This window comes from Curtobacterium sp. NPDC086286, from assembly GCF_044746255.1.
Lineage (GTDB): Bacteria > Actinomycetota > Actinomycetes > Actinomycetales > Microbacteriaceae > Curtobacterium.
Genome location: NZ_JBIVBW010000002.1, coordinates 111,168 through 132,336 on the forward strand (window position 1 = coordinate 111,168; position 21,169 = coordinate 132,336).

Annotated in this window: 24 protein-coding genes; 15 read left to right on the forward strand and 9 right to left on the reverse strand. The window is 72.6% G+C overall.

Annotation, left to right across the window (positions count from 1 at the left end):
- Positions 1 to 54: 54 nt before the first annotated feature.
- The 3 genes from ACIPKM_RS03955 to ACIPKM_RS03965 all read left to right on the forward strand — a co-directional run bounded on the left by ACIPKM_RS03955 (position 55) and on the right by ACIPKM_RS03965 (position 4,057).
- Positions 55 to 843, forward strand: coding sequence for a DeoR/GlpR family DNA-binding transcription regulator (locus tag ACIPKM_RS03955; protein ID WP_070417069.1), 789 nt, complete (start codon positions 55 to 57; stop codon positions 841 to 843).
- Complete coding sequence (locus ACIPKM_RS03960; protein WP_261646397.1) at positions 840 to 1,862, forward strand: 1-phosphofructokinase family hexose kinase; 1,023 nt, start codon at positions 840 to 842, stop codon at positions 1,860 to 1,862. The genes ACIPKM_RS03955 and ACIPKM_RS03960 overlap by 4 nt, the downstream gene beginning before the upstream one ends.
- 68 nt (positions 1,863 to 1,930) lie before the next feature.
- Positions 1,931 to 4,057, forward strand: a complete 2,127-nt coding sequence (locus ACIPKM_RS03965) for a fructose-specific PTS transporter subunit EIIC (RefSeq protein ID WP_071303450.1) — start codon at positions 1,931 to 1,933, stop codon at positions 4,055 to 4,057.
- A 269-nt stretch (positions 4,058 to 4,326) separates the two neighbouring features.
- Here ACIPKM_RS03965 and ACIPKM_RS03970 read toward each other — a convergent pair whose 3' ends face one another.
- Complete coding sequence (locus ACIPKM_RS03970) at positions 4,327 to 6,039, reverse strand: beta-N-acetylhexosaminidase (RefSeq protein ID WP_402736213.1); 1,713 nt, start codon at positions 6,037 to 6,039, stop codon at positions 4,327 to 4,329.
- A 36-nt stretch (positions 6,040 to 6,075) separates the two neighbouring features.
- Here ACIPKM_RS03970 and ACIPKM_RS03975 point away from each other — a divergent pair, with 36 nt between their 5' ends.
- Both ACIPKM_RS03975 and ACIPKM_RS03980 read left to right on the forward strand, forming a co-directional pair.
- Positions 6,076 to 7,218, forward strand: coding sequence for an ROK family transcriptional regulator (locus ACIPKM_RS03975; RefSeq protein WP_217637336.1), 1,143 nt, complete (start codon positions 6,076 to 6,078; stop codon positions 7,216 to 7,218).
- 51 nt (positions 7,219 to 7,269) lie between these two features.
- Positions 7,270 to 8,019, forward strand: coding sequence for a DedA family protein (locus ACIPKM_RS03980; protein WP_254789382.1), 750 nt, complete (start codon positions 7,270 to 7,272; stop codon positions 8,017 to 8,019).
- Positions 8,020 to 8,023: 4 nt separating this feature from the next.
- On the opposite strand, the gene ACIPKM_RS03985 is transcribed toward ACIPKM_RS03980, so the two are convergent.
- Positions 8,024 to 8,227 carry a DUF2945 domain-containing protein gene (locus ACIPKM_RS03985; RefSeq protein WP_070417065.1) on the reverse strand — a complete coding sequence of 68 codons (204 nt, stop codon included), beginning with the start codon at positions 8,225 to 8,227 and terminating at the stop codon, positions 8,024 to 8,026.
- Positions 8,228 to 8,425: 198 nt separating this feature from the next.
- Between ACIPKM_RS03985 and ACIPKM_RS03990 the strand changes: the two genes are divergently transcribed.
- Positions 8,426 to 9,478: a serine/threonine-protein kinase gene (locus ACIPKM_RS03990; protein WP_071294423.1), complete on the forward strand. Its 1,053-nt coding sequence runs from the start codon at positions 8,426 to 8,428 to the stop codon at positions 9,476 to 9,478.
- A 76-nt stretch (positions 9,479 to 9,554) separates the two neighbouring features.
- The gene (locus tag ACIPKM_RS03995; RefSeq protein ID WP_070417063.1) at positions 9,555 to 10,178 is read left to right on the forward strand and encodes a phosphoribosylanthranilate isomerase; all 624 of its coding nucleotides are present in this window, start codon (positions 9,555 to 9,557) and stop codon (positions 10,176 to 10,178) included.
- 32 nt (positions 10,179 to 10,210) lie between these two features.
- Here ACIPKM_RS03995 and ACIPKM_RS04000 read toward each other — a convergent pair whose 3' ends face one another.
- The 3 genes from ACIPKM_RS04000 to ACIPKM_RS04010 all read right to left on the reverse strand — a co-directional run bounded on the left by ACIPKM_RS04000 (position 10,211) and on the right by ACIPKM_RS04010 (position 12,160).
- Positions 10,211 to 10,969 carry an HAD-IIB family hydrolase gene (locus ACIPKM_RS04000; RefSeq protein WP_071294424.1) on the reverse strand — a complete coding sequence of 253 codons (759 nt, stop codon included), beginning with the start codon at positions 10,967 to 10,969 and terminating at the stop codon, positions 10,211 to 10,213.
- Positions 10,970 to 11,049: 80 nt separating this feature from the next.
- Positions 11,050 to 11,484, reverse strand: a complete 435-nt coding sequence (locus tag ACIPKM_RS04005) for an acyl-CoA thioesterase (RefSeq protein WP_083295084.1) — start codon at positions 11,482 to 11,484, stop codon at positions 11,050 to 11,052.
- A 79-nt stretch (positions 11,485 to 11,563) separates the two neighbouring features.
- On the reverse strand, positions 11,564 to 12,160 hold the full coding sequence (locus ACIPKM_RS04010; protein ID WP_070417061.1) for a nitroreductase family protein: 597 nt from the start codon (positions 12,158 to 12,160) through the stop codon (positions 11,564 to 11,566).
- Between the two features lie 73 nt (positions 12,161 to 12,233).
- Between ACIPKM_RS04010 and ACIPKM_RS04015 the strand changes: the two genes are divergently transcribed.
- On the forward strand, positions 12,234 to 13,157 hold the full coding sequence (locus ACIPKM_RS04015) for an AEC family transporter (RefSeq protein ID WP_071294426.1): 924 nt from the start codon (positions 12,234 to 12,236) through the stop codon (positions 13,155 to 13,157).
- Between the two features lie 62 nt (positions 13,158 to 13,219).
- On the forward strand, positions 13,220 to 13,627 hold the full coding sequence (locus ACIPKM_RS04020; RefSeq protein ID WP_071294427.1) for an aldehyde dehydrogenase: 408 nt from the start codon (positions 13,220 to 13,222) through the stop codon (positions 13,625 to 13,627).
- Positions 13,628 to 13,631: 4 nt separating this feature from the next.
- Here the strand turns inward: ACIPKM_RS04020 and ACIPKM_RS04025 are convergent, their stop codons facing one another.
- Positions 13,632 to 13,889, reverse strand: a complete 258-nt coding sequence (locus ACIPKM_RS04025; protein ID WP_071303455.1) for a hypothetical protein — start codon at positions 13,887 to 13,889, stop codon at positions 13,632 to 13,634.
- A 96-nt stretch (positions 13,890 to 13,985) separates the two neighbouring features.
- Positions 13,986 to 14,822, reverse strand: a complete 837-nt coding sequence (locus tag ACIPKM_RS04030) for an exodeoxyribonuclease III (RefSeq protein WP_402736214.1) — start codon at positions 14,820 to 14,822, stop codon at positions 13,986 to 13,988.
- Between the two features lie 143 nt (positions 14,823 to 14,965).
- On the opposite strand from ACIPKM_RS04030, the gene ACIPKM_RS04035 reads away from it, so the two are divergent.
- The 6 genes from ACIPKM_RS04035 to ACIPKM_RS04060 are packed head-to-tail and all read left to right on the forward strand — an operon-like array spanning position 14,966 to position 18,037.
- Complete coding sequence (locus ACIPKM_RS04035) at positions 14,966 to 15,412, forward strand: Asp23/Gls24 family envelope stress response protein (protein ID WP_336697999.1); 447 nt, start codon at positions 14,966 to 14,968, stop codon at positions 15,410 to 15,412.
- Positions 15,409 to 15,600 carry a hypothetical protein gene (locus ACIPKM_RS04040; RefSeq protein WP_402736215.1) on the forward strand — a complete coding sequence of 64 codons (192 nt, stop codon included), beginning with the start codon at positions 15,409 to 15,411 and terminating at the stop codon, positions 15,598 to 15,600. The genes ACIPKM_RS04035 and ACIPKM_RS04040 overlap by 4 nt, the downstream gene beginning before the upstream one ends.
- A complete protein-coding gene (locus tag ACIPKM_RS04045) occupies positions 15,597 to 15,965 on the forward strand; it encodes a hypothetical protein (protein WP_402736216.1) in 369 nt (122 codons plus the stop codon). Before ACIPKM_RS04040 ends, ACIPKM_RS04045 begins: the two co-directional genes overlap by 4 nt.
- A complete protein-coding gene (locus tag ACIPKM_RS04050; protein ID WP_092384648.1) occupies positions 15,962 to 16,570 on the forward strand; it encodes a hypothetical protein in 609 nt (202 codons plus the stop codon). Before ACIPKM_RS04045 ends, ACIPKM_RS04050 begins: the two co-directional genes overlap by 4 nt.
- On the forward strand, positions 16,567 to 17,160 hold the full coding sequence (locus ACIPKM_RS04055) for a hypothetical protein (RefSeq protein ID WP_402736217.1): 594 nt from the start codon (positions 16,567 to 16,569) through the stop codon (positions 17,158 to 17,160). Before ACIPKM_RS04050 ends, ACIPKM_RS04055 begins: the two co-directional genes overlap by 4 nt.
- A gap of 7 nt (positions 17,161 to 17,167) precedes the next feature.
- Positions 17,168 to 18,037 carry a phosphotransferase gene (locus ACIPKM_RS04060; protein ID WP_402736218.1) on the forward strand — a complete coding sequence of 290 codons (870 nt, stop codon included), beginning with the start codon at positions 17,168 to 17,170 and terminating at the stop codon, positions 18,035 to 18,037.
- On the opposite strand, the gene ACIPKM_RS04065 is transcribed toward ACIPKM_RS04060, so the two are convergent.
- Complete coding sequence (locus ACIPKM_RS04065; RefSeq protein WP_139201829.1) at positions 18,034 to 19,371, reverse strand: M23 family metallopeptidase; 1,338 nt, start codon at positions 19,369 to 19,371, stop codon at positions 18,034 to 18,036. The genes ACIPKM_RS04060 and ACIPKM_RS04065 overlap by 4 nt on opposite strands.
- Before the next feature lie 77 nt (positions 19,372 to 19,448).
- Positions 19,449 to 21,116: a hypothetical protein gene (locus ACIPKM_RS04070; protein ID WP_402736219.1), complete on the reverse strand. Its 1,668-nt coding sequence runs from the start codon at positions 21,114 to 21,116 to the stop codon at positions 19,449 to 19,451.
- Positions 21,117 to 21,169: the final 53 nt, after the last annotated feature.

Consider the following 21,169-nt stretch of genomic DNA (forward strand, 5'->3'; position numbering starts at 1 on the left):
TGTGGCATCCGGACGTACGCTTCTCAAAACCCACGGGAACGAAGGAGTTCGGGCATGTACGCAACCGAGCGGCACGACGCGATCGCAGCAGCGTTGCAGGACGCCGGCCGCGTGTCCGTGGCCGACCTCGCCGAGCACTTCGACGTCACGACCGAGACCGTCCGCCGTGACCTCGACGCCCTCGAGTCCGCCGGCCTCCTGCGCCGCGTGCACGGGGGAGCGGTCCCGGTCGGCCGATCGAGCGTCGTCGAACTCTCCGTCGCCGAGCGCGAGGGGCAGCACAACTCCGCCAAGTCCGCCATCGCCCGGGCCGCGATGCGCCTCGTCCCGCCGACCTTCACCGGCTCGATCGCCCTCGACGCCGGCACCACCTGCGCCGCGGTCGCCGCCGAGCTCGCCCGGTGGGAGCCCGCGACGGCCGGGGCGACCCTCACGGTCATCACGAACTCGGTCCCGATCGCCGCGACCCTGCAGCACAGCGAGCACGTCGAGCTGCACCTGCTCGGCGGCCGTGTCCGCGGGGTGACGAGCGCCGCCGTCGGGACGGCCACGGTCGAGCAGATCGGCGCGCTGCGTCCGGACATCGCCTTCGTCGGGACGAACGGCCTGTCCGCGGGCTTCGGCCTGAGCACGCCGGACGAGTACGAGGCGGCGGTGAAGGGGGCGTACGTCCTCGCGGCCCGGCGCAGCGTGGTGCTCGCGGACGCGGCGAAGCACGGGGTCGAGGCGCTCATGCGGTTCGCCCGGCTCGACGAGATCGACACGATCGTCACCGACCAGGAGCCGCCGGCCGACCTCGCCGGAGCGCTCGCCGAAGCCGACGTCGAGGTGGTCGTCGCATGACCACGAACACGAACACGACACGCAGCACCATGAGCACCCGCATCGTCACGGTCACCCCGAACCCGAGCCTCGACCGCACGATCGAGCTCGCCGGCGAACTCCAGCGCGGCGCCGTCCAGCGCGCCACCCGCTCCACGGCCGAGCCCGGCGGCAAGGGCGTCAACGTCTCCCGCGTCGTCGTCGCGAGCGGCGGCGACACCGTGGCGGTGCTGCCCGGCGACGAGCTCGACCCGGTGCTGCTCGGCCTCGCGACGCGCGGGATCCCGACCGCGGCACTCCCGATCGGTGCACCGCTCCGCTCGAACGTCACGGTGACCGAGCCGACCGGCACGACGACGAAGCTCAACGAGCCCGGTCCGTCGCTCGCGGGTCGCCTCGAGGACCTCGCGGCACTCGTCGCCGACACCGCCGGTGCCACCGCGACCGGACCCGTCGCACGCTGGGTGGTCCTCGCCGGCTCCCTGCCCCCGGGGCTGCCGGACGATGCCCTCGCGGTCCTCGTCCGAGCCGTCCGGCAGCGCCACGGCGGCGACGTCCGGATCGCGGTCGACTCCTCGGGCGTGCCCTTCACCGCGCTGCTGCAGTCCGGCGAGCGGATCGACCTCGTGAAGCCGAACGCCGAGGAGCTCGCCGAGGTCGTCGGCGGCGACCCGGACGAGTTCGAGCGGGACGTCGACGCGGCAGCGATCGCGGCGCAGCGCCTTCGTGACAAGAACGTCGGCACCGTGCTCCTGACGCTCGGCAGCGCCGGAGCCGTCCTCGTGACGGAGGACGGGAGCTACGCGGCCGCAGCACCCCGGATCGTGGCGCGCTCGACCGTCGGCGCGGGGGACTCCTCCCTCGCCGGCTACCTGCTCGCCGAGGTCGCCGGGCAGTCGCCCGAGCAGCGCCTCGCCCAGGCCGTCGCCACCGGAGCGGCAGCCGCCGCCCTCCCCGGCAGCGACGTCCCCGCCCTCGACCACACCGACCCGTCGGGCATCGAGGTCCGAGCGCTCGAGCGAGCGCCCGAACCCGCCTGACCCACCCCCGCACACACACTCAACCCCGCAGCACCCGCGCCCCCAGCGCCATTGCAAAGGAGCAACCCATGTCCGTCAACACGAGTCCACGCCTCATCAGCGTCCAGCTCGTCGGTCTCGACGAGGACCTCGGCGCCACCTCGAGCGACGTCATCCGCGTCCTCGCCGACCGCGTCGCCGCGACCGGCCGCGCGGCGGACGGGGCGTCCCTCGCCGCTGACGCGATCAAGCGCGAGGCCAGCGTCGGCACCGGCGTCCCCGGTGGCATCGCGATCCCGCACGCCCGGTCCGCGTCGGTCTCCGAGCCGACCCTGGCGATGAGCCGCCTCGCCCGCACGGTGTCGTTCGGCGCCCCGGACGGCGACGCCGACATCGTCTTCATGATCGCCGTGCCCGAAGGGGCCGACAAGGACCACCTCACGGTCCTCTCGACCCTGGCCCGTGCGCTCATCCGCGAGGACTTCACCGCCGCCCTCCGCGCCGCCGCCACCCCGCAGGAGATCGTGGACCTCGTCGACCGCGAGGTGAGCGGTGAGGTCGCGCAGGCCGGCGTCGGCACCGCGAGCAGCGCCTCCAGTGCGACCGCCACCGGCCAGGAGGCGCGACCCGCCGCCGCCACGCACGCCGCGGACGGCGACGCGGCCGGGTCCACCGCCGGAGCACGCAAGGTGCTCGTCGGCGTCACCGCCTGCCCGACCGGCATCGCGCACACCTACATGGCAGCCGACGCCCTCGTCGCCGCGGCCCAGCGCGCGGGTGCCGAGATGCACATCGAGACGCAGGGGTCCTCGCAGGTCGAGCCGCTCGACCCGGCCCTCATCGCCCGTGCCGACGCCGTCGTCTTCGCGGTCGACGTGGACGTCCGCGACCGTGGCCGCTTCGCCGGCAAGCCCCTCGTGGCCGGCCCGGTCAAGCGCGGTGTCGACGAGCCGGACAAGATGATCGCCGAGGCCCTCCGTGCCGCCGACGACCCGAACGCCGCACGCGTGCACGGCAACGCGGCCGAGGCCGGCTCGAGCACCGCCAAGGACGAGCACTTCGGGCAGGCGCTCAAGCGCTGGCTGCTCACGGGTGTGAGCTACATGATCCCGTTCGTCGCGGGCGGCGGGCTGCTCATCGCGCTCGGCTTCCTGCTCGCCGGGTACGGCATCGCGCTGACCCACGGTGACTCGGGGCAGAACAACGCGGTCTACACGCTGACGAACTACACGCTCCTGAACCTGCCGCCGGAGGGTCTGGCGTACTACCTCGGTGCCGCCGCGTTCCAGATCGGTGGCGTGTCGCTCGGGTTCCTGGTGGCAGCGCTCGCCGGGTACATCGCCTACGCCATGGCCGACCGACCCGGCATCGCGCCCGGCTTCGTCGCCGGTTCGATCGCCGTCTTCATGAACGCCGGGTTCCTCGGCGGCCTGATCGGTGGTCTCATCGCCGGTGCCGCCGCCTACTGGATCGGCCGCATCCCGACCTGGCGTTGGCTGCGTGGCCTGATGCCCGTCGTCATCATCCCGCTGTTCGCGTCGATCATCGCCTCGGGGCTCATGCTGCTCGTGCTCGGCGGGCCCATCGCCTGGCTGATGACCCAGCTGACCGAGTTCCTCAACTCGCTGTCCGGTGCCTCGGCGATCCTGCTCGGCATCATCCTCGGCCTGATGATGGCGTTCGACCTCGGTGGCCCGGTCAACAAGGTGGCGTACGCGTTCGCAGTCGCCGGCCTCGGCGCCGGATCCGCGACGAACGTCGTCCCGTTCGAGATCATGGCGGCCGTGATGGCCGCGGGCATGGTCCCGCCGCTGGCCCTGGCGCTCGCCTCGACCGTGCTCTACCGCAAGGGCTTCACGAAGCCCGAGCGCGAGAACGGCAAGGCCGCGTGGCTGCTCGGTGCCTCGTTCATCTCCGAGGGGGCGATCCCGTTCGCGGCCGCCGACCCGCTGCGCGTCATCCCGGCGTCGATGGTCGGTGCCGCGGTCACGGGTGCGATCTCGATGGCTGCCGGCGTGACCTCGCGGGCGCCGCACGGTGGGATCTTCGTGTTCTTCGCGATCGGGGACGTGGCGATGTTCATCGTCGCGATCCTCGCGGGCACCGTGGTGTCGGCGCTCGTGCTCGTCGGGCTGAAGAAGTTCGTGCGGCGGGCCCCGGCGGCCGACGCCGCCGTGTCCGAGACGGCGGACGACCGCGTGGCGGTCGCCGTGTAGTGGTCGTCACCACCTGATTGACGGGCGCGCCCCGCTCAGCGGCAACGCGAAGCGTTGCGCGGGGCGCGCCGACCGAGCCTGCGAGGGAGGGGTGCCGGCTGGCACCGCGCCTCCCGTCCGTCCGTCCGTGGTCGCGACCACCGCACTTCGTGAGCAGCAATGGTCGGGTGGGCACGTACGACCCGACCGTTTCTGCTCACGAAACGCAGCGCGGGCCAGCGCGCGCGTGCGCGCGCGTGCGCGCGCCTGCGCGGGCGGGCGGCCGGGCCTCAGTCCGCGATGTTCGCGGTGACGGCGTCGATGTAGGCCGCACGCTCCTCGCGCGAGTGCGGCCGCCCCGGCACCCCCGGCCGCTGCTCCCACGGGAACGGCCCGGCGTCGTGCCGGTACTCGATCCCCATCGCCTCGAGCCGAGCGAGGTGCTCGGCGAGCCGCCCCCGGAACTCGGCGACGTCTCGGGGCCCGGTGACGTCGGCCGACCAGAGCGCCTCGGCGAGGGCGGCGACCCGCGGGAAGAGCTGGTAGTCGAGCTTGCGGGCGGTGTCCACGTGCTCGGTCCACATGTTGCCCTGGCCGCCGATCACGTGGGCGCGCTCGGCGTCGGTGAGGTCCGCCGGCACCGGGTCGAAGGCGAACACGTCGTCGACGGACAGGACGATCGACACCGGGATGGGCTCGGTCTCGAGGTCGCTCTGCCGGTAGTCGAGGTACACCTGGTCGTCCGGGGCGGAGATCACGTCGTGGCCCCGCTTCGCCGCGGTCCGGGCGCCGGTGAGCCCGCGCCACGAGAGCACGGTCGCGGACTTCGAGAGCGTGCCGCCCTCGAGGATCTCGTCCCACCCGAACGCCCGCCGCCCGTGCGACTCGACGTGGGAGGCGAGCCGACCGATGATCCACGCCTGCAGCTGCTCCTCGTCGTCGAGGCCGAGCTCGCGGATGCGTTCCTGCGTGCGGGGGTCGTCCTCCCACTGGACCTTGGGGCACTCGTCGCCGCCGACGCCGATGTACTCCGAGGGGAACAGGGCGATGACCTCGTCGAGGACGTCCTGGAAGAAGGCGATCGTGGACTCCTCGGCGTTGAGGACGTCCTCGGCGATGCCCCACTCCGTCCACACGTCGATCGGCTCGCCCGAGACGCCGAGCGACGGGTAGGCGGCGAGGGCGGCGCGGACGTGCCCCGGCGTCTCGATCTCGGGGACGACGGTGACGAACCGGTCGGCCGCGTAGGCGACGATCTCGCGGATGTCGTCCTGCGTGTAGTAGCCGCCGTGCGGACGACCGTCGAACGCCGCCGGGTGCAGCACCCCGTCGGCGTCCGGCACGTGCGCCCCGACCTGCGATTCCTTCCGCCACGAGCCGACCTCGGTCAGGCGCGGGTACTTCCGGATCTCGATGCGCCATCCCTGGTCCTCGGTGAGGTGGAAGTGCAGTCGGTTGAGCCGGTGCGCGGCGAGCTGGTCGATCACCCGCATGACCTCGTGCTTGGTGCGGAAGTGCCGGGCGACGTCGAGCATGACGCCGCGCCAGGCGAACGCCGGGGCGTCCTCGACGGTGACCGCCGGGACCGTCCACGGGCCGGTGCCGACCCGGCCCCGGCGGTAGACGTCGGCCGGCAGCGACTGCAGGAGCGCCTGGACGCCGTAGAAGACGCCCGCCGGGCCCCCGCCGGTGATCTCGACCCGGTCGGCCGTGACCCGCAGCCGGAACGACTCGGAGCGGTCACCGGCCGGTCCGGTGGGGAGCGTGTCGTCGTCGGCGACACGGAGTGCGATCACGTCCGTGCGCGCGGTGTCGACCCCGGCCGCGTCGTCGGCGTCGCGCACCGGCAGCCCGGTCGACCCCCGCAGGGTCTGCTGCAGGTACAGTCGGACCGACTCGCTCGCGGCGTCTGCGGCGATGCGGGTCGACGGGGTGATCGCGAAGGCGCCGGCACCCGGTTCGGTGCGGCGCGGCCGTGGGATGAGCATGTCGGAGTCCACCATTCCTCAATGATCTTTCGTAATATGGAGGCTATGGCCGTGGACGAGACCGTGTCAACGCTTCCGAACGGTGTCGTCGGCAGCACACCGGGGATGCTCCGACTCATCAACTCGCGTGCGCTCCTCGCGGAGCTCTTCCGTGACGACGGCTCGCACACCGTCACCGAGCTCGGGCAGACCGTGGGCCTGTCGCGCCCCACGGTCGAGGCGGCGCTGGCCGACCTCGTCGACGAGGGGTGGGTCACCGAGGCCGAGGCGATCGCCACGCCGAACAAGGCGGGTCGCCGCGCGAAGCGGTTCCGCGCGGACGCCGGGGCCGGATCGGTGCTCGGGGTCGACCTCGGGCTGCACGGCATCGTGGGGCTCCGCTCGGACCTCCGCGGTCGGCAGCTCGCCCGGGTCGAGGAGGTCTACACCGACCTCGCCTCCGCCGAGCAGGCGTGGGAGAGCGTGCAGGACGTCGTCCGTCGTCTGGTCGAGGGCACCGACCCGTCGCGGCTCCTCGCCGCCACCTTCGGGGTCCCGGCCGTCGTGGACCGTTCCGGCGAGATCGACTACACCGTCGCGGTCCCGCAGTGGGTCGAGCGACGGGTCCCCGGCCGGATCGGCGACCTGTTCCCCACGGCCACCACGTTCTTCGACAACGACGCCAAGCTCGCCGCCACCGCCGAGGCGATGTGGGGACGCTTCCGCGGCGTGCAGGACGGCCTGTACCTGGTGATGGGTCGCCAGATCGGCGCGGCCTACCTGGTCGACGGGTCCCTCGCGCGCGGTGCGCGCGGGGCGGCCGGCGAGATGGGCGGCCTGGCATCGACCGGCTGGCCCGGCGCACCCGCCCGACTGGAGGCGCGGATCGCCCCCGGTACGGACGTCGAGTCCGTCATGGCGTCGGCCGGGCAAGGCGACCCGGACGCCGCCGCGGCCGTGCGGGCGCTCGCCGCGGACGTCGCGCCCGGGGTCGTGCAGCTCATCGCGACGATCGACCCCGAGGTGGTCGTCGTCGGGGGCGAGGTCCTGCCCGCGGCCCCGGTGTTCTGCGAGGCCCTGACCGAGATCGTCACGCCGCAGCTCCGCCACCCCGTCGAGATCGTCCCGTCGACGGTCGGCCGCGACGCCGTGGCCCGCGGCGCCCTCGCCCGTTCCCTGACCCACGTCCGGACGACGCACATGGGACTCGGCTGACGTCCAGGCTGCGTGCCGGGTCCTGACAGGGCACTCAGGCACCATCGGGGGATGACGACTGCCGTGGCTGCGCCTGCCCACACCATGACCGTCGCCGCCGGCGACTCCGCCGCGGACCCCGAGATGGGCGGGTTGTCCGGCCTCGTGCTGCAGCTCATCGACGCCCTGGGGGAGTGGGGCGTCGCGCTGATGCTCTTCGTCGAGACGGTCTTCCCGCCGATCCCGTCCGAGGTGATCCTGCCGTTGGCCGGGTTCCTGGCGGGTGCCGGCCGGATGAACCTCGTGCTCGTCCTGCTGCTCGCGACCCTCGGCTCCTACCTCGGCGCACTGGTGCTGTACTGGCTCGGCGCCGTCATCGGCTTCGAGCGGACGACGCGCTGGCTCGGCAAGCTGCCCCTCGTCGACGAGGACGACTTCCGCAAGGCGGCGGACTGGTTCCACCGGCACGGCAAGAGCGCGGTCTTCTTCGGCCGGTTCGTGCCGATCGTCCGCAGCCTCATCTCGCTGCCGGCCGGAGCGGACCGGATGCACCTCGGGACGTTCTCGGTGTTCACGATCATCGCGAGCGGGATCTGGAACAGCGCCCTGGTGCTGCTCGGAGCGGCCTTCGGGACCCAGTACGACAAGGTCGAGCAGTACACCGAGTGGATCGACCGGGTCCTCTACGTGGCGATCGCCGTCGTCGTGGTGACGTTCGTCGTCCGACGGGTCCGACGCATCCGGGCCGAGCGGAACCAGCGCACCGAGCACGGCGCAGTGGCTGCCCGAGGCCGTCGTCGCGCCGAGCCCGCCGGCGACTGAGCGCTCACGCCTTCGTCAGCGCCGACTCCTTGTGGGCGGCGCGCTTGCCGGACTTCTCCGACTCGACGATCCAGTACGGGTCGTCGTCGCTCGGCTTGAACGACTGGCCGTCGAACTCGAAGTCCGAGACCCGCTTCTGCACGAGCGTGCCGGTCGTCTTCCCCTGCGACGTGTTCCAGTGCACGGTGTCGCCCTTCGACAGCGCCATGGTGTCCTCCTTGCGTGATCGCTCACCTGTTCGGACGTCGGACTGTACCCCGATGCATCCGCATGAACACAGGGAAGTGGGCCGATCACGATGTCATAACGTCCGCGCGGATCACGGGGCGGCCGCGTACCGTAGTGGGTGAGTCACCACGTTGGCAACTGCCACGGAACACCGGCTCCGGACGGAACGACATCAGCCATGACCCTGCTGAACGACACACGGTCGGAAACGGTCCTCTCGGGCCGCTACCGCCTCGTGAAGCTCATCGGCACGGGCGGCATGGGATCCGTCTACGAAGCACGTGACGAGCACACCTACCGTGCCGTCGCCGTGAAGCTCTTCGCCACGCCCGAGTCGATGACCACGGCCGACCGGGTCCGCCAGGAGCGCGAGATCCGGCTGCTCAGCATGCTGTCGCACCCGGGGCTCATCCCGTTGTACGACGCCGGCACCCACGACTTCGAGGACGGTCCGCACCGGTACATCGTGATGGAGCTCATCGCGGACACGACGCTCCTGCGCCGGCTCGCCGGGGGCGCCCTGCACAACTACGAGGTGGCCGACCTCGGGGCCCAGCTGGCCGACGCGCTGGCGTACGTGCACTCGCGCGGCATCGTCCACCGCGACGTCAAGCCAGCGAACATCCTCATCAGCGACGAGGGCTCGTCGGGCTTCGCGCGCACCGTGAAGCTCACCGACTTCGGCGTCGCCCACTTCGTCGACGGCTCGCGCCTGACGAACGACGGCACGATCATCGGCACGGCCGCGTACCTCAGCCCCGAGCAGGTCGCCGGGGAACCGATCGGCTTCGCCACCGACGTCTACTCGCTCGGACTGGTTCTGCTCGAGGCCCTCACCGGCAAGCAGGAGTACTCCGGCACCCTCATCGAGGCGGCACTCGCACGGCTCCGCCACGACCCCGAGATCCCGGACGGCATCGCGCCGGAGTGGCGGGACCTCCTCGCGAAGATGACCGCGCGCAACCCCGACCGCCGCCCGACCGCGGTGGCGATCGCGAACGCCCTCCGCGGTGGTTCGGCCCAGATCACCGGTCCGGTGCCGCTGGGACCGCAGCGCGTGAAGCACAAGCGCGACCACCGCCTGCACCGCGCCGCGCACCGGCACGCCAAGCGTGGGACGTTCGTCACCGTGCGGCGCTGGCGGCGGCGCAACGTGCTCGTCGGGTCGTTCGCGGCCTTCGGCGTCCTGGTCGCCTGCGGGGCGTCCTACGTCGCCGGCACCCTGCACTAGGCCGGTCGCACGGCCGCCGCGCACCCCGTACCGGCGGCCGCTCCGCACCTCCGGGGTCCCTGGCAGGATGGACGGCATGACCGACCAGCGATGGATCAAGATCTGCGGACTGTCGACCCCTGCGACCGTGGACGCCGCCATCGACGCGGGTGCGGACGCGGTCGGGTTCGTCTTCGCCGCCGGCAGCCCCCGGACCGTGACGGCGGACCTCGCGAAGGAGCTCGTCGAGCGGGTGCCGGACGGCATCGACGCGGTCGGGGTCTTCCGAGACCAGGAGATCGACGAGGTGGTCGGCATCGCCTCGGCCGTGGGGCTCACCACGCTGCAGCTGCACGGCGGCGAGTCGGCCACGGACTTCGCGCGCGCCCGCGACGCCGGGTTCTTCACGATCCGGGCGGTCGCGGCCGAGGACTACCTGGCCGAGACGCCGGAACAGCGCGCGTCGTACGACCACGACCTGCTCCTGCTCGACGCCGCGGTGCCGGGCAGTGGGCGGCTCATCGACCCCGCCTCGATCACGGGGAAGGTCGACGAAGCATGGATCCTCGCGGGCGGGCTGACGCCGGCCAACGTGGTCGCGGCGATCGAGTCGCTCGACCCGGACGGCGTGGACGTGTCGAGCGGTGTCGAGTCCGAGCGCGGCGTGAAGGACGAGGCGAAGATCCGGGCGTTCGTCGAGGCGGTCCGCAGCATCCCCTGAGTGGTTCGCCGCGCCTCCCGTCCGTCGGCGCGTCAGCGCAGGGTGGGGATCAGCTCCGTGAGGAACGCGTCGGTGTCCTCCCAGCCCTCGACCGCGTGGCAGGGGACGCCGAGGGCCTTCACCGGGTAGTCGTTGCCCTCGGGGTCGAGGCGGTCGCCGACGAACAGCATGTCGTCGAGCGCGACGCTCGTGATCTCGGCCAGGCGCTGCATGCCGTACGCCTTGTCGATGCCCTTGCGGGTGATGTCGACGCTCGTCGAGCCACCGGAACGGACCTCGAGGTCGGGCAGCTCGGCCTGGACGCGCCGACGGAGCTCGTCCTTCTTCGCGCCCGTCGGGTCCCACTGCTTCTTCACGTCGACCGGAGCGGACTGGCCGAGCGCGGAGAACGTGATCTGGGAACCGCGGTCCTCGAGGATGGGCCCCCACGTCTCGGACTCCCAGAAGCCGGCGGCCTTTGCCTCGGCCTCGACCGCGGCCAGGGCGCGCGCCTTCTGCTCGTCGGTGAGGTCTTCGGCGTACTGGAGCGCCCAGTCGTCGCCGGTCCACCGGTAGTAGGCGGTGCCGCAGGTCGGCAGGAGGTGCAGGTCGTCGAGCACGAGCCCGTCGCGACGCCGCAGGGGTGCGACCAGCTGCTGCTCGAACTGCTGGAAGTTGCCGCCGGAGATCACCGCGACCGGCACGACCTCGAGCAGGGACGCGAAGGTCTCGAGCATCCGGGGGTCGAGCGCGGACTTCGAGGGGGCGAGGGTGTCGTCCAGGTCGAAGGCGACGAGGCGGGGCGTGGTCATGCCCCGATCCTGCCAGAGGCCCCCGATCACATGCCGGGTGCGATGTCCTGCCCGGACGGCGCTGCGTGATGTCTGCGGTGTCACGCGCGGTGCGTGGCGGGCACCCGGTCGCGGTCGTACGTGATGTCGGTGTAGCCGTGCGGCGCCGGGGAGCCGTCCTCGTCGAGGTTGACGAACACGACCTCGTCGATGGTGAGGATGCTGCGGTGCGTGAAGAGGTTCCGTGCCTCGGCCCGCATCGTCAGCGAGGTGCGGCCGAAGCGGGTGGCGACGAGACCGATCTCGACGATGTCGCCCTCGCGCGCGGACGACACGAACACGATCTCGGACATGTACTTCGTGACGACCTTGCCGTTGCCGAGCTGGATGATCGCGTAGACGGCGGCTTCCTCGTCGATCCAGCGGAGGAGGCTGCCGCCGAACAGGGTGCCGTTGGCGTTGAGGTCCTCCGGACGGACCCACTTGCGGGTGTAGAAGTTCATCTCGGGGCCGGGGGTGTTCGCGTCGTGCTGCATGTCAGTACATGCTACGCCTCGCCGCACACGGCAGCGGCCGCACCCCGGTGGGGATGCGGCCGCGTGCGGTGGTGCAGGACTACTCCTTGACGAGCACGACCTCGTCGAGGGGGAGACGGGTGCGCGGGGCGACCTCGCGCTCGGCGGCCTTGTCGTCGAGCTGCGACGGGTCCGCCACGGTGCCGATCGCGGTGACCGTGTAGGGCAGGAACCGCTCCGGCAGGTCGAACGCGGCACGAAGGCCCTCGGCGTCGATGCCCGCCATCTGGTGCACGTGCAGGCCCTCGGCGTGCGCCTGGACGGTCAGGGCCGCGAGGGACTGGCCGAGGTCGTACTGGGCGAAGGGACGCTCGTCGCCGTCCTCGGTCACGGTCTCGAGCACACCGACGACCAGGGCGCTGGCGCGGAAGGCCCAGGCGGCGTTGAAGCCGAGCAGGTTCTCGTTGATCTTCCGGAACGTCTCGGTGCCACGGCGGCCGGCGATGAAGCGGCGCGGCTGGAAGTTCATGGCCGACGGGGCCCAGCGAGCGGCTTCGAGGACCGCGTCGTACGCCGCGTCGTCGATCGTCGCGGTCTCGTCGTAGGAACGGGGGCTCCACCGCTCCTCGAGCAGGGGGACGAGGGGCTGGCTGGAGTCGGTCGAACGCGTGAGCGTGCTGGAGTTCGTCGAGGTCATGGTGGGCACAACGGTATTCGATGCGTTCGCATTTCCGGCCTGAGCAACGTCACATGGTGCAAGGATGGAGCCGATGGGTGGCGTGTTGACCGGGTTCGCGATCATCGGCGCGATCATCGCCGCCGGGTACGTCGTCGGACGCATCGGACTGCTCGGCCAGCACGCCCAGTTCGTGATGAGCCGGCTCGCGTTCTTCGTGCTCATGCCCTGCCTGCTCTTCCACACGATCGCCACGGCGGACATCCACGTCCTGCTGTCGCCGATGCTGTGGGTGTCCCTGCTCAGCGCGGTCGTGGTGGCCATCGGTGCCGGCGTGGTCTTCCGGGTCGTCCTGCGCCGGCCGCTCGCGACCACGACGGTCGGGGCGCTCGCCGCGAGCTACGTCAACGCGAACAACATCGGGCTGCCGGTCGCCGTCTACGTCCTCGGCCAGGCCACCGCGGTCGTGCCGGTCATCCTGCTGCAGCTCATCGTGCTCGCGCCGATCGCGCTGACGATCCTGGACACCGCGACCTCGGCGGGCGGGAGCTGGTGGCGCCGGGTCTCGGGGCCGTTCCGGAACCCGATCATCATCGCCTCGCTCGTGGGCCTGGTCTTCTCGGCGACGGGCATCGACCTGCCGACGCCCGTGCTCGAGCCGTTCTCGCTGGTCGGCGCGGCCGCCGTGCCCGTGGTCCTGCTGTCGTTCGGGATGAGCCTGCACGGGGCGACCCCGCTCCGCGACCCGGCGATCCGGACGGACGTCATCGTCGCGTCGGCGATCAAGCTCGTCGTGATGCCGGCCGTGGCGTTCGTGTTCGCCCGGTTCGTGTTCGGGCTGGGGGACCAGGACGTCTTCGTGCTCACGACCCTCGGGGCGCTGCCGGCAGCGCAGAACGTGTTCAACTACGCGCAGCGGTACGGGGCGGCGGTGCCGGTCGCGCGGGACGTGGTGCTCATCTCGACGATCGGTTCCGTGCCGGTGCTGGTCGCGGTCGCCGCGCTCCTGCACCCGTAGCCGCGTCACGCATCGGGGCGGCGCGTACCGTGGGCGCCACCGAACGGAAGAGGAGGTCCCCGATGGACACCATGGCGATGATGAAGACCATGTCCACGAGCGAGATGCCCGTGGCGATGGACGCTGAGCTCATGCAGGACACGATGATGGCGATGAACGCCGCGTCGATGGCCGCGACGATGTGCTCCGCGAGCGACATGCAGATGGGTGCCGACATGGCCACGTGTGCCGCGATGTGCTCGAACACGGCGATGATGGCCGACACCGGCATGCGGATGATGATGCGTCCGATGGGCATGGACGCCGACAGCATGCGCGCGATGCTCACGGCCTGCGTCGCGATGGGCACGGCGTGTGCCGCCGAGTGCCGCAGCCACGCGGACATGGACGAGTCGTGCCGCTACTGCGCGATGGCGTGCGACGAGATGGTCGCGAAGTGCGAGGCGATGATGGCCTCGATGACCGCCTGACGCGTCACGCGGTGCGCGCGGTGGTCTTCCGACCGCCGGCGATGAGGATCTCCGCGGCCGGGTGGTGGGCGACCGGGTCGCCGACCGACACGAGCGTGTCGGCGTCCGCCACCCGCAGCTGCGTCACGCCGCCGTCGAGGAACGCGACCACCACGTCGGCGGGGCGTGTCTCGACGACGATGCCGTCCCTCCAGGCGCGGGGCGTGGCGTCGGCCATGACGCGCTGGATCGGAAGGATCGTCGACGGGGTCGTGCGGGACATGGCTTCACCTGCTCTCGAAGGGGTTCGGTGCAGGCAACGTACGTCGCTGGGTCCGCCCCGCTCAACGAGGGCGGACGCGGGGAGTAACAGAAGGCGTCAGAAGATCATCGGCCGGTCGTCGTCGAGCGAGGTCTCGAGGTCGAGGTCGACCGACACCGGGACGTGGTCGCTCGGCGCGTCGCCCTTCCGCTCGTCGCGGTGGATGCGGGCGTCCGTCACGACGTCCGAGAACGTCTGCGAGCCCATGATGAAGTCGATGCGCATGCCCTCGTTGCGGGGGAACCGCAGCTGCTTGTAGTCCCAGTAGGTGTAGCCGTCCGGCACGATCGGGCGGACGACGTCCTGCAGCCCACGCGCCTCGAACTCCCGGAAGGCCGCGCGTTCGGGCTCGGTGACGTGCGTGTGCCCCTCGAAGACCGAGACGTCCCACACGTCGGAGTCGAGCGGCGCCACGTTCCAGTCGCCCATCAGCGCGAGCGGCTGCTCGGGGTGCGCGGTGAGCCACTCCGAGGTGCGGTCGGCCAACTGCCCGAGCCAGTCGAGCTTGTACGTGTAGTGCGGGTCGCCGACCTCGCGCCCGTTCGGCACGTAGAGGCTCCACAGGCGGACGCCGTCGACCGTGACACCGAGGGCGCGGGCCTCCACCGGGAGGTCGGGGCCCTCGTGCCCCTTGAGGAACCCGGGCTGGCCGGGGAAGTCGCGGGTGACGTCCTCGAGCGGGAGTCGGCTGGCGAAGGCCACCCCGTTCCACTGGTTCAGGCCGTGCGCCTCGACCTGGTACCCAGCGGCCTCGAACGCCTCGACCGGGAACTGCTCCGGCTTGCACTTGATCTCCTGCATGCCGAGGACGTCGACGTCCTCGCGCACCAGCCAGTCGACGATCCGACCCACTCGGGTGCGGACGGAGTTCACGTTCCAGGTCGCCACGCGCATGGGTCCGAACCTACCGTGCGCCGGCCCGGCGGGGCTCCTCGCCCCGGCCCTGCGGGGCTCCGCGCGCCGGGCCGTGCTCCCGGGCGGAGCACGGCACGATGGTGTTCGCTGGACACCAGGACGAGACTGCATCGGAGGCACTCATGGCATCGACGACGAACCGCGTCGACGGGACCGCGACGACCGGCACCACGACGACGCAGGTCACCACCAAGGGCCGGACGATCATCGACGACACGGTCGTCGCGAAGGTCGCCGGCATCGCCGCCCGGGACGTCCCCGGCGTCTTCGCGCTCGGCGGCAACGCGGCCCGGGCGTTCGGCGCGATCCGTGACGCGATCGGCTCGAGCGCGCTCGGCCAGGGCGTCCGCGTCGAGGTCGGCGAGACGCAGGTCGCGGTCGACCTGACGATCGTCGTGGACTACCCGACGCCGATGATGGACGTCGCCACCGCGGTGCGCGCGGCCGTCACGACCGCGGTCACCGAGCTCGTCGGGCTCGAGGTCACCGAGGTCAACATCGCCATCAACGACGTGAACATCCCCGCCCTCAACGGTGTCGTCGACGACGCCGAGGGCCGCGTCCGGTGAACGCCACCGTCGTCGGCATGGGCGTCGGCGCACTGCTCGCGATCGTCGCCGTGACGCTCGGCGCCTGGGCGTTCGTCGTGGTCGCCTTCTGCATGCTCGTGGGCGGGATCGTCGCCCGCATCGTCACCGGCGACGTCGACGTGCGCCGGCTCCTCGACGTGCTGCGCGGACGCCGGAGCTCGTCGTGAGTACGCCCGCCGTCGCCGGTCCCGGCAGCGGCGGACGGGTCCCCGGCTCCGACCGGATCGGTTCGGCAGCCCTCGTGCACACCGCGCAGGCGGTCGCTGCGGAGGCGCTCCGGGTGCCGTTCCAGGAGGCACGTGCCCGGGTCGCCGACGACGGCCGCGGTGGGCTGGCGGTCGAGATCACCGCACCGCTCGCCGTCCCCGTGCTGGGGAGCCACGCGGTCCCCGACGAACCCGTCACCACCTCGGCGCACCGCGCCCGCGGCACGATCGCCGAGCGGCTCCGCACCATCACCGGCCGACAGATCGAACGGGTGACCGTGACGTTCTCGTCGTCCGTCGTCGACACCCCGAGGAGGGTCCGGTGACCGAGCGTTCCCTCCCGGCCGGCCCGACCCACGACCGGGTGTACCGCCGGATCGTCCGCCGTGAGACGAACGCCTCGCGGTCGGGAGCGGTCGTCGTCGCGATGCTCGTCACCCTCGTGCTCGCCGCGGCCGCCGTGTTCGCCGCCGCACTCGTGTTCCTCGACCAGCGTGCGCTCGGTGTCGATCCCCGTGCGGTCGTGGACGCCGCCGCCCGGGCGCCCCGCGGGCTCGACGCGACCGTCGTGGTCGGCATCGCGGCGATCGTCGCCCTGGTCGGTCTCGTGTTCCTCGCGCAGGGCCTCCTGCCGCAGCGTCGGCCCCGGCACGCGATGTCGTCGTCGCGGCTCGCCGTGGTCGTCGACGACGAGGTGCTCGCATCGGCCGCCGCGCGGGCCGCACGGTCGGCCACCCGGCTCGGTCCTGACGCGGCCGTCGGCACCGTCGGCCGTCGGACGGTCGACGTCGTGCTCCGCCCGCCCGCGGGGGCCGACGTCCCCGCGGTCGCCGCGACCGACGCCGTGACCGCGGAGTTCGCCGCGATCGACGCGCAGCCCGGCGTCACCGCGCGGGTCCGCGTGCAGCCGACCGGACGGGTGGACGGATGAACGCGACGAACCGCGTCGTCGGACGGACGGCGCTCGTGCTGGTCGGACTCGCGCTGCTCGTGCTCGGCGTCGGGGCGATCCTCGTCCAGACGCTGCCGTGGGCGGCCACGGCGTGGCACGAGCGTGCCGGCGTGCTCGACGCCCTGGGCGCGGATGCCCCGCGCGAGACCTCGGTGACGGCGTGGACCTGGGTCCTCGGCGGTGCGGTGGTGCTCGGGGTCCTGGCGATCGTGGTGCTGTCGACGCTCGGTGGCGGTCGGGTCGGCACCGTGGTCGAGGACGACGGGTCCGCCGGCGGGGTCGCCGGTTCGGTCCGGATCGACGCCGCCGCGGTGCAGCACGCGCTGTCGTCGGCGATCGGTGCCATGCCGCAGGTGGGCTCGCTCGCGGTCGACGTGTTCCGGGTCCGGGGCAGCCGGGCGATCCGGATCCGCGTCCGACCCCGGCGCGGAGCCTCGCCGCGCGACATCACGACAGGGGTGGAGGACATCGTCGCCGACCTGGACGCCCTGCTCGGGGACCGTCTGCCGGTCCTGCTCGAGATCGCCCGGGGTGGCGCGGGCTCCGGCCGCACGGACCGGGTGCACTGAGGTCGGCATGCCGCGCTCGATCGACGGACTGTCCCGTGCGCGGGGTGCCGTCGCGGTGCCCGCGGTCGTCCGTGGCATCGCACGGGGTCGTCCGGTGCAGGCCGTGTGGGTCAACGAGATCGGTGGCCGGACGTTCCGCATCGGTGCGGACGGCCTGGCCGAGGAGTACGTCAAGGTGCTCCCGCACGCCTACGCGCCGTGGATCGTCGGCGAGGCCGCACGCCTGACCTGGGCCTCCCGGTACGCGCGGGTCCCGGAGCTCCTCGACCACGGGGTCGACGACGAGGGGGCCTGGCTCCGCACCCGCGCGCTGCCGGGGTGGAGCGCGGTCGACCCCCGGTGGCACGACGAACCGCGCACGGCCGTGATCGCGGCCGGCGAGGGACTGCGGGCGCTGCACGACACTCTGCCCGTGCTCGACTGCCCGTTCGAGTGGTCCACCGTGCAGCGGGCCGGACGGGCCCGCGCTGCCGGCGCCGACCCCGAGGCGCTCGGTCCGGAGCCGCCCGTGGACCGCGTGGTGGTGTGCCACGGCGACCCGTGCACGCCGAACACCCTGATCGGCGCGGACGGCCGGTTCGCCGGGCACGTCGACCTCGACGCGCTCGGCATCGCGGACCGCTGGGCGGACCTGGGCGTGGCGACGATGGCGCTCGGGTGGAACTACGGCCCCGGGTGGGACGGACTCTTCCACGAGGCGTACGGGCTGCCCGTCGACGAGGAGCGGACGGCCTGGTACCGGGCGCTGTGGAACCTGGACGACGACGGCATCGAGACCGCGTCCGGCACGGAGACCGCGTCCGGCATCGAGACCGCGTCCGGCACGGAGACCGCCGACGGGACGAGCGCCGGACCGGATGCCCGACGGGACGGCTAGAAGGCCACGCCCCGCGCCTGCATGAACGGCACCGGGTCGACGGTGGCGCCGTTCACGTGGACCTCGAAGTGCGTGTGGCAGCCGGTCGAGTTGCCGGTGGAGCCGACGAGCGCGATCAGCTGCCCGGCCGACACCTGCTGGCCGGGGCTGACCCGGAACCCGCCGTTCACGATGTGCCCGTAGGCCGTCTGGACCCCGCCGCCGTGGCTGATCCGCACGTAGTTGCCGTACCCGCCGTACCAGCCGGCGTAGTCGACCGTGCCGGCGGCCGCCGCGACGATGGGCGTCGAGCACCCGCTCGCGAGGTCGGCGCCGTCGTGCTTGATCACGGTGCCGTAGATCGGGTGCACGCGGTACCCGTAGGGGCTGATCACGTACCCGCTGGCCGGACGGACCCACCCGGTCCCCGAGCCGGACCCCGGCGAACCGCTGGAACCCGAGCCGCTGCTGCCGGTACCGCCACCCCCGCCGCCGCTGCCGGCGTTGGCCGCGTTCGCGGCGTTCTGGGCGGCGATGGCCCGGAGGTACGCCTCGCGCGCGGCCTTCTCCTCCGCCGCCTTGCGCACGGCCTCGCCCTTGGCGAACTCGGCCTCGGTCCGGACCCGGCCGGAGGTCAGCGTCGCGAGCTGGGCGTCGAGCCGTGCCTTGTTGGTCTGCTGTTCGTCGTAGGCGGCCTGCACCTTGTCCGCCGCGGCCTGGGAGGCCTGCATGCGGCGCTCGGCCTCGGCAGCGAGGTCGTCGAGCGCCTCGGACGCACGGTCGGCCTGGGCGGTGAGGGACCGGGCGACGGCGGCGTCGGCGGTGGCTGCGGCCTCGACGCGTTCGGCCTGCTCGGAGAGCTTGCTGAGCGCACCGAGGTTGTAGAGGAGGTCGCTGGCGTCCTGGCCGCCGGAGATCACGGACGCGGTGACGTCGGCGCCGCCGGACCGGGCCATCTGGGCGGCGAACTGCCCCGCCTGGGCGGCGCTCTGCTCGGCGACCTCGGCGTGGTCGTCGGCGTCGGCGCGGAGCCGCTGTTCCTTCTCGGCGGCGTCCTGCGCTTCGCTCTGCGCATCGAAGAACTCGGTGCCGAGGCGCTCGGCCTCGGCCTCGGCCGCCTTCACCTTGCTCGACAGCCCGGAGATGATGCCGCGGATCTCGGTGATCTGGTCCTGCTTGTCGGACTCTTGCCCGCGCGCGGCCATGACCTCGTCCCACGAGGGGTAGGTCGCCGCGCTCGCCACCGGCGCGTCGAACACCACCGTGCCGACGAGGCCCGCGAGCGCGAGGCCGGTGGCGGCGAGACGGAGTCGGACGGCGGCACGAGGACGGGAGTGGCTGGTGGGACGAGTCACGGGCACGAGCCTATACATCCGTTCAGGCACGATCGGCCGTCGCCGCGCGGCTGTGGACAACTTCGCAGGGCGGGCGTTCAGAAGCCGCGTTCCCGTCGGACGGCATCGGCACTGTCGACGACGTCCCGCTGCAGGACGGCGGCGCCCGACGTGCCGGCGTAGTCGTACACGTCGAATCCCGTGCAGTGCGTGATCGTCGCGGGCGGGCCGAGGGAGTCCTCGACGGCGGTCGTCCAGACGTCGCCGGACCCGATCACCACGAAGGTCGGCGCGGCGTCGCGGTACGCCCCCAGGTCGACGAGCCAGGGGTAGGTCGCGAACGTGTCGCGCACCTGCAGCAGCTGCACGTTCGTGGACGCGTACGTTGCGAGCGGGCGGACCGTCCAGAACTGCCCGACCCCGACGACGTCCCGCCCGTCGGCCCAGCGGTCGAGGCAGGCCGCCGGGTCGTACCGCGCCTGTGCGACCGCGCGGGCGGTGCTCGGTGCGGTGGCGATCCCGGCGAGCAGCACCCCGGCGGCCGCGAGGGCGAGCACGGCCCGGATGCCGCGTCGCGGCCGGTGCACCTGGGTCCGGCGGACGGCGGTGCGGGCGAGCTCGGCGACCGCGACCAGGGCGAGCAGCGGCGCCGTGACGATCGGCTCGAGGTACCGCGGGGTCTCCGAACCCGCGACGACGACCCCGACCGACACCGCCACGACGGTGACGAGCGCGAGCGCTGGGGCGACGAGGACGGTCCGCGAGGTCCGGACCCGCCACGCCCAGACGGTGCCGCCGACCGACAGGAGCACCCCCACGAGCAGCAGGAGCAGCCCCGCGTCGCCCGCCGCCGACCCCGCGCGGTCGTCGGTGAGCGCGGCGAAGAACCCGAGCGTCTCGCCGGCCCGCGACGGCTGGACGTAGGTCGACGGGTCGAGGGACACGAACGGCCGCAGCGGGATCCGCAGCAGGTACCCGACGACGGACCCGAGGGTGAGCAACGCAGCGAGCAGCCCGACCGGACGCCACGGGAGCCGGCGGGCGAGTGCCAGGAGCACGAGGGTCACGACGACCGGGGCGGCCGACCACGGGACGTACAGCGGGTTCGACGCCGTCGTGCACGCGGCGACGAGGCCGAGCACGACGAGGACCGTGACGGACGCCCGCCCGAGCCGCACCGCACGGAGCACGAGCACCGCGGTGCCGAGCATCGCCAGCACCGCGCCGTAGTAGTACGTCGTCGTGAGGAGCAGGGACGCGAGCTCCAACGAGGTCGCGGTGGCCGACGACTCGGTGAGCACCAGCAGTGTCACGAACCCGAGGGCGACCGCGGACACCGCGATCCGGGCCGACCGCCGGGCCGCCGGCATGAGCTCGTTCGCCGCGGCCCGCACGAGCGCGTACACGGCGAGCAGCACGAGGACGCCGTTCAGCGCGAGCGCCTGCTGCGGCGTGGCCGTCACGACGGAGCAGAGGAGGTAGACCGGCAGCTCCGGGAAGAAGAACAGCGCCGGGGACATCGCCCACTCGAACGGCTGCCCGAGCTGCATCGACCGTTCGACGAGCGGCAGCAGCACCGAGTCCCCGTCGTACCAGAGCAGGGCGACCCTGGAGGTCGCGACGACGTGGCGCAGGGCGATGACGGCCAGGGCCAGCGCGACCAGGGCGCCCAGCGCCTCCTGGCCGACCGCGAGCCGTCGCGCGCGCCACCGCGAGCCGCCCGTCGGACGCACGACCTCGCTGACCGGGCGCGCGTCGGAGGACATGACCGGAGCGTACCGAGCGTGGCTCGCAGCGCACCCCACCCACACGGGGCAGC

Bases quoted from the DNA above. Each gene is read 5' to 3' on its own strand.
- ACIPKM_RS03980 (WP_254789382.1), top strand. From the start codon at position 7,270: ATGACGACTGCCGTGGCTGCGCCTGCCCACACCATGACCGTCGCCGCC.
- ACIPKM_RS04025 (WP_071303455.1), bottom strand. From the start codon at position 13,889: ATGTCCCGCACGACCCCGTCGACGATCCTTCCGATCCAGCGCGTCATG.
- ACIPKM_RS04030 (WP_402736214.1), bottom strand. From the start codon at position 14,822: ATGCGCGTGGCGACCTGGAACGTGAACTCCGTCCGCACCCGAGTGGGT.
- ACIPKM_RS03955 (WP_070417069.1), top strand. From the start codon at position 55: ATGTACGCAACCGAGCGGCACGACGCGATCGCAGCAGCGTTGCAGGAC.
- ACIPKM_RS04070 (WP_402736219.1), bottom strand. From the start codon at position 21,116: ATGTCCTCCGACGCGCGCCCGGTCAGCGAGGTCGTGCGTCCGACGGGC.
- ACIPKM_RS04000 (WP_071294424.1), bottom strand. From the start codon at position 10,969: ATGACCACGCCCCGCCTCGTCGCCTTCGACCTGGACGACACCCTCGCC.
- ACIPKM_RS04020 (WP_071294427.1), top strand. From the start codon at position 13,220: ATGGACACCATGGCGATGATGAAGACCATGTCCACGAGCGAGATGCCC.
- ACIPKM_RS03960 (WP_261646397.1), top strand. From the start codon at position 840: ATGACCACGAACACGAACACGACACGCAGCACCATGAGCACCCGCATC.
- ACIPKM_RS04060 (WP_402736218.1), top strand. From the start codon at position 17,168: ATGCCGCGCTCGATCGACGGACTGTCCCGTGCGCGGGGTGCCGTCGCG.
- ACIPKM_RS03985 (WP_070417065.1), bottom strand. From the start codon at position 8,227: ATGGCGCTGTCGAAGGGCGACACCGTGCACTGGAACACGTCGCAGGGG.
- ACIPKM_RS04010 (WP_070417061.1), bottom strand. From the start codon at position 12,160: ATGACCTCGACGAACTCCAGCACGCTCACGCGTTCGACCGACTCCAGC.
- ACIPKM_RS03990 (WP_071294423.1), top strand. From the start codon at position 8,426: ATGACCCTGCTGAACGACACACGGTCGGAAACGGTCCTCTCGGGCCGC.
- ACIPKM_RS04005 (WP_083295084.1), bottom strand. From the start codon at position 11,484: ATGCAGCACGACGCGAACACCCCCGGCCCCGAGATGAACTTCTACACC.
- ACIPKM_RS04015 (WP_071294426.1), top strand. From the start codon at position 12,234: ATGGGTGGCGTGTTGACCGGGTTCGCGATCATCGGCGCGATCATCGCC.
- ACIPKM_RS03965 (WP_071303450.1), top strand. From the start codon at position 1,931: ATGTCCGTCAACACGAGTCCACGCCTCATCAGCGTCCAGCTCGTCGGT.
- ACIPKM_RS03970 (WP_402736213.1), bottom strand. From the start codon at position 6,039: ATGGTGGACTCCGACATGCTCATCCCACGGCCGCGCCGCACCGAACCG.
- ACIPKM_RS04035 (WP_336697999.1), top strand. From the start codon at position 14,966: ATGGCATCGACGACGAACCGCGTCGACGGGACCGCGACGACCGGCACC.
- ACIPKM_RS03995 (WP_070417063.1), top strand. From the start codon at position 9,555: ATGACCGACCAGCGATGGATCAAGATCTGCGGACTGTCGACCCCTGCG.
- ACIPKM_RS04055 (WP_402736217.1), top strand. From the start codon at position 16,567: ATGAACGCGACGAACCGCGTCGTCGGACGGACGGCGCTCGTGCTGGTC.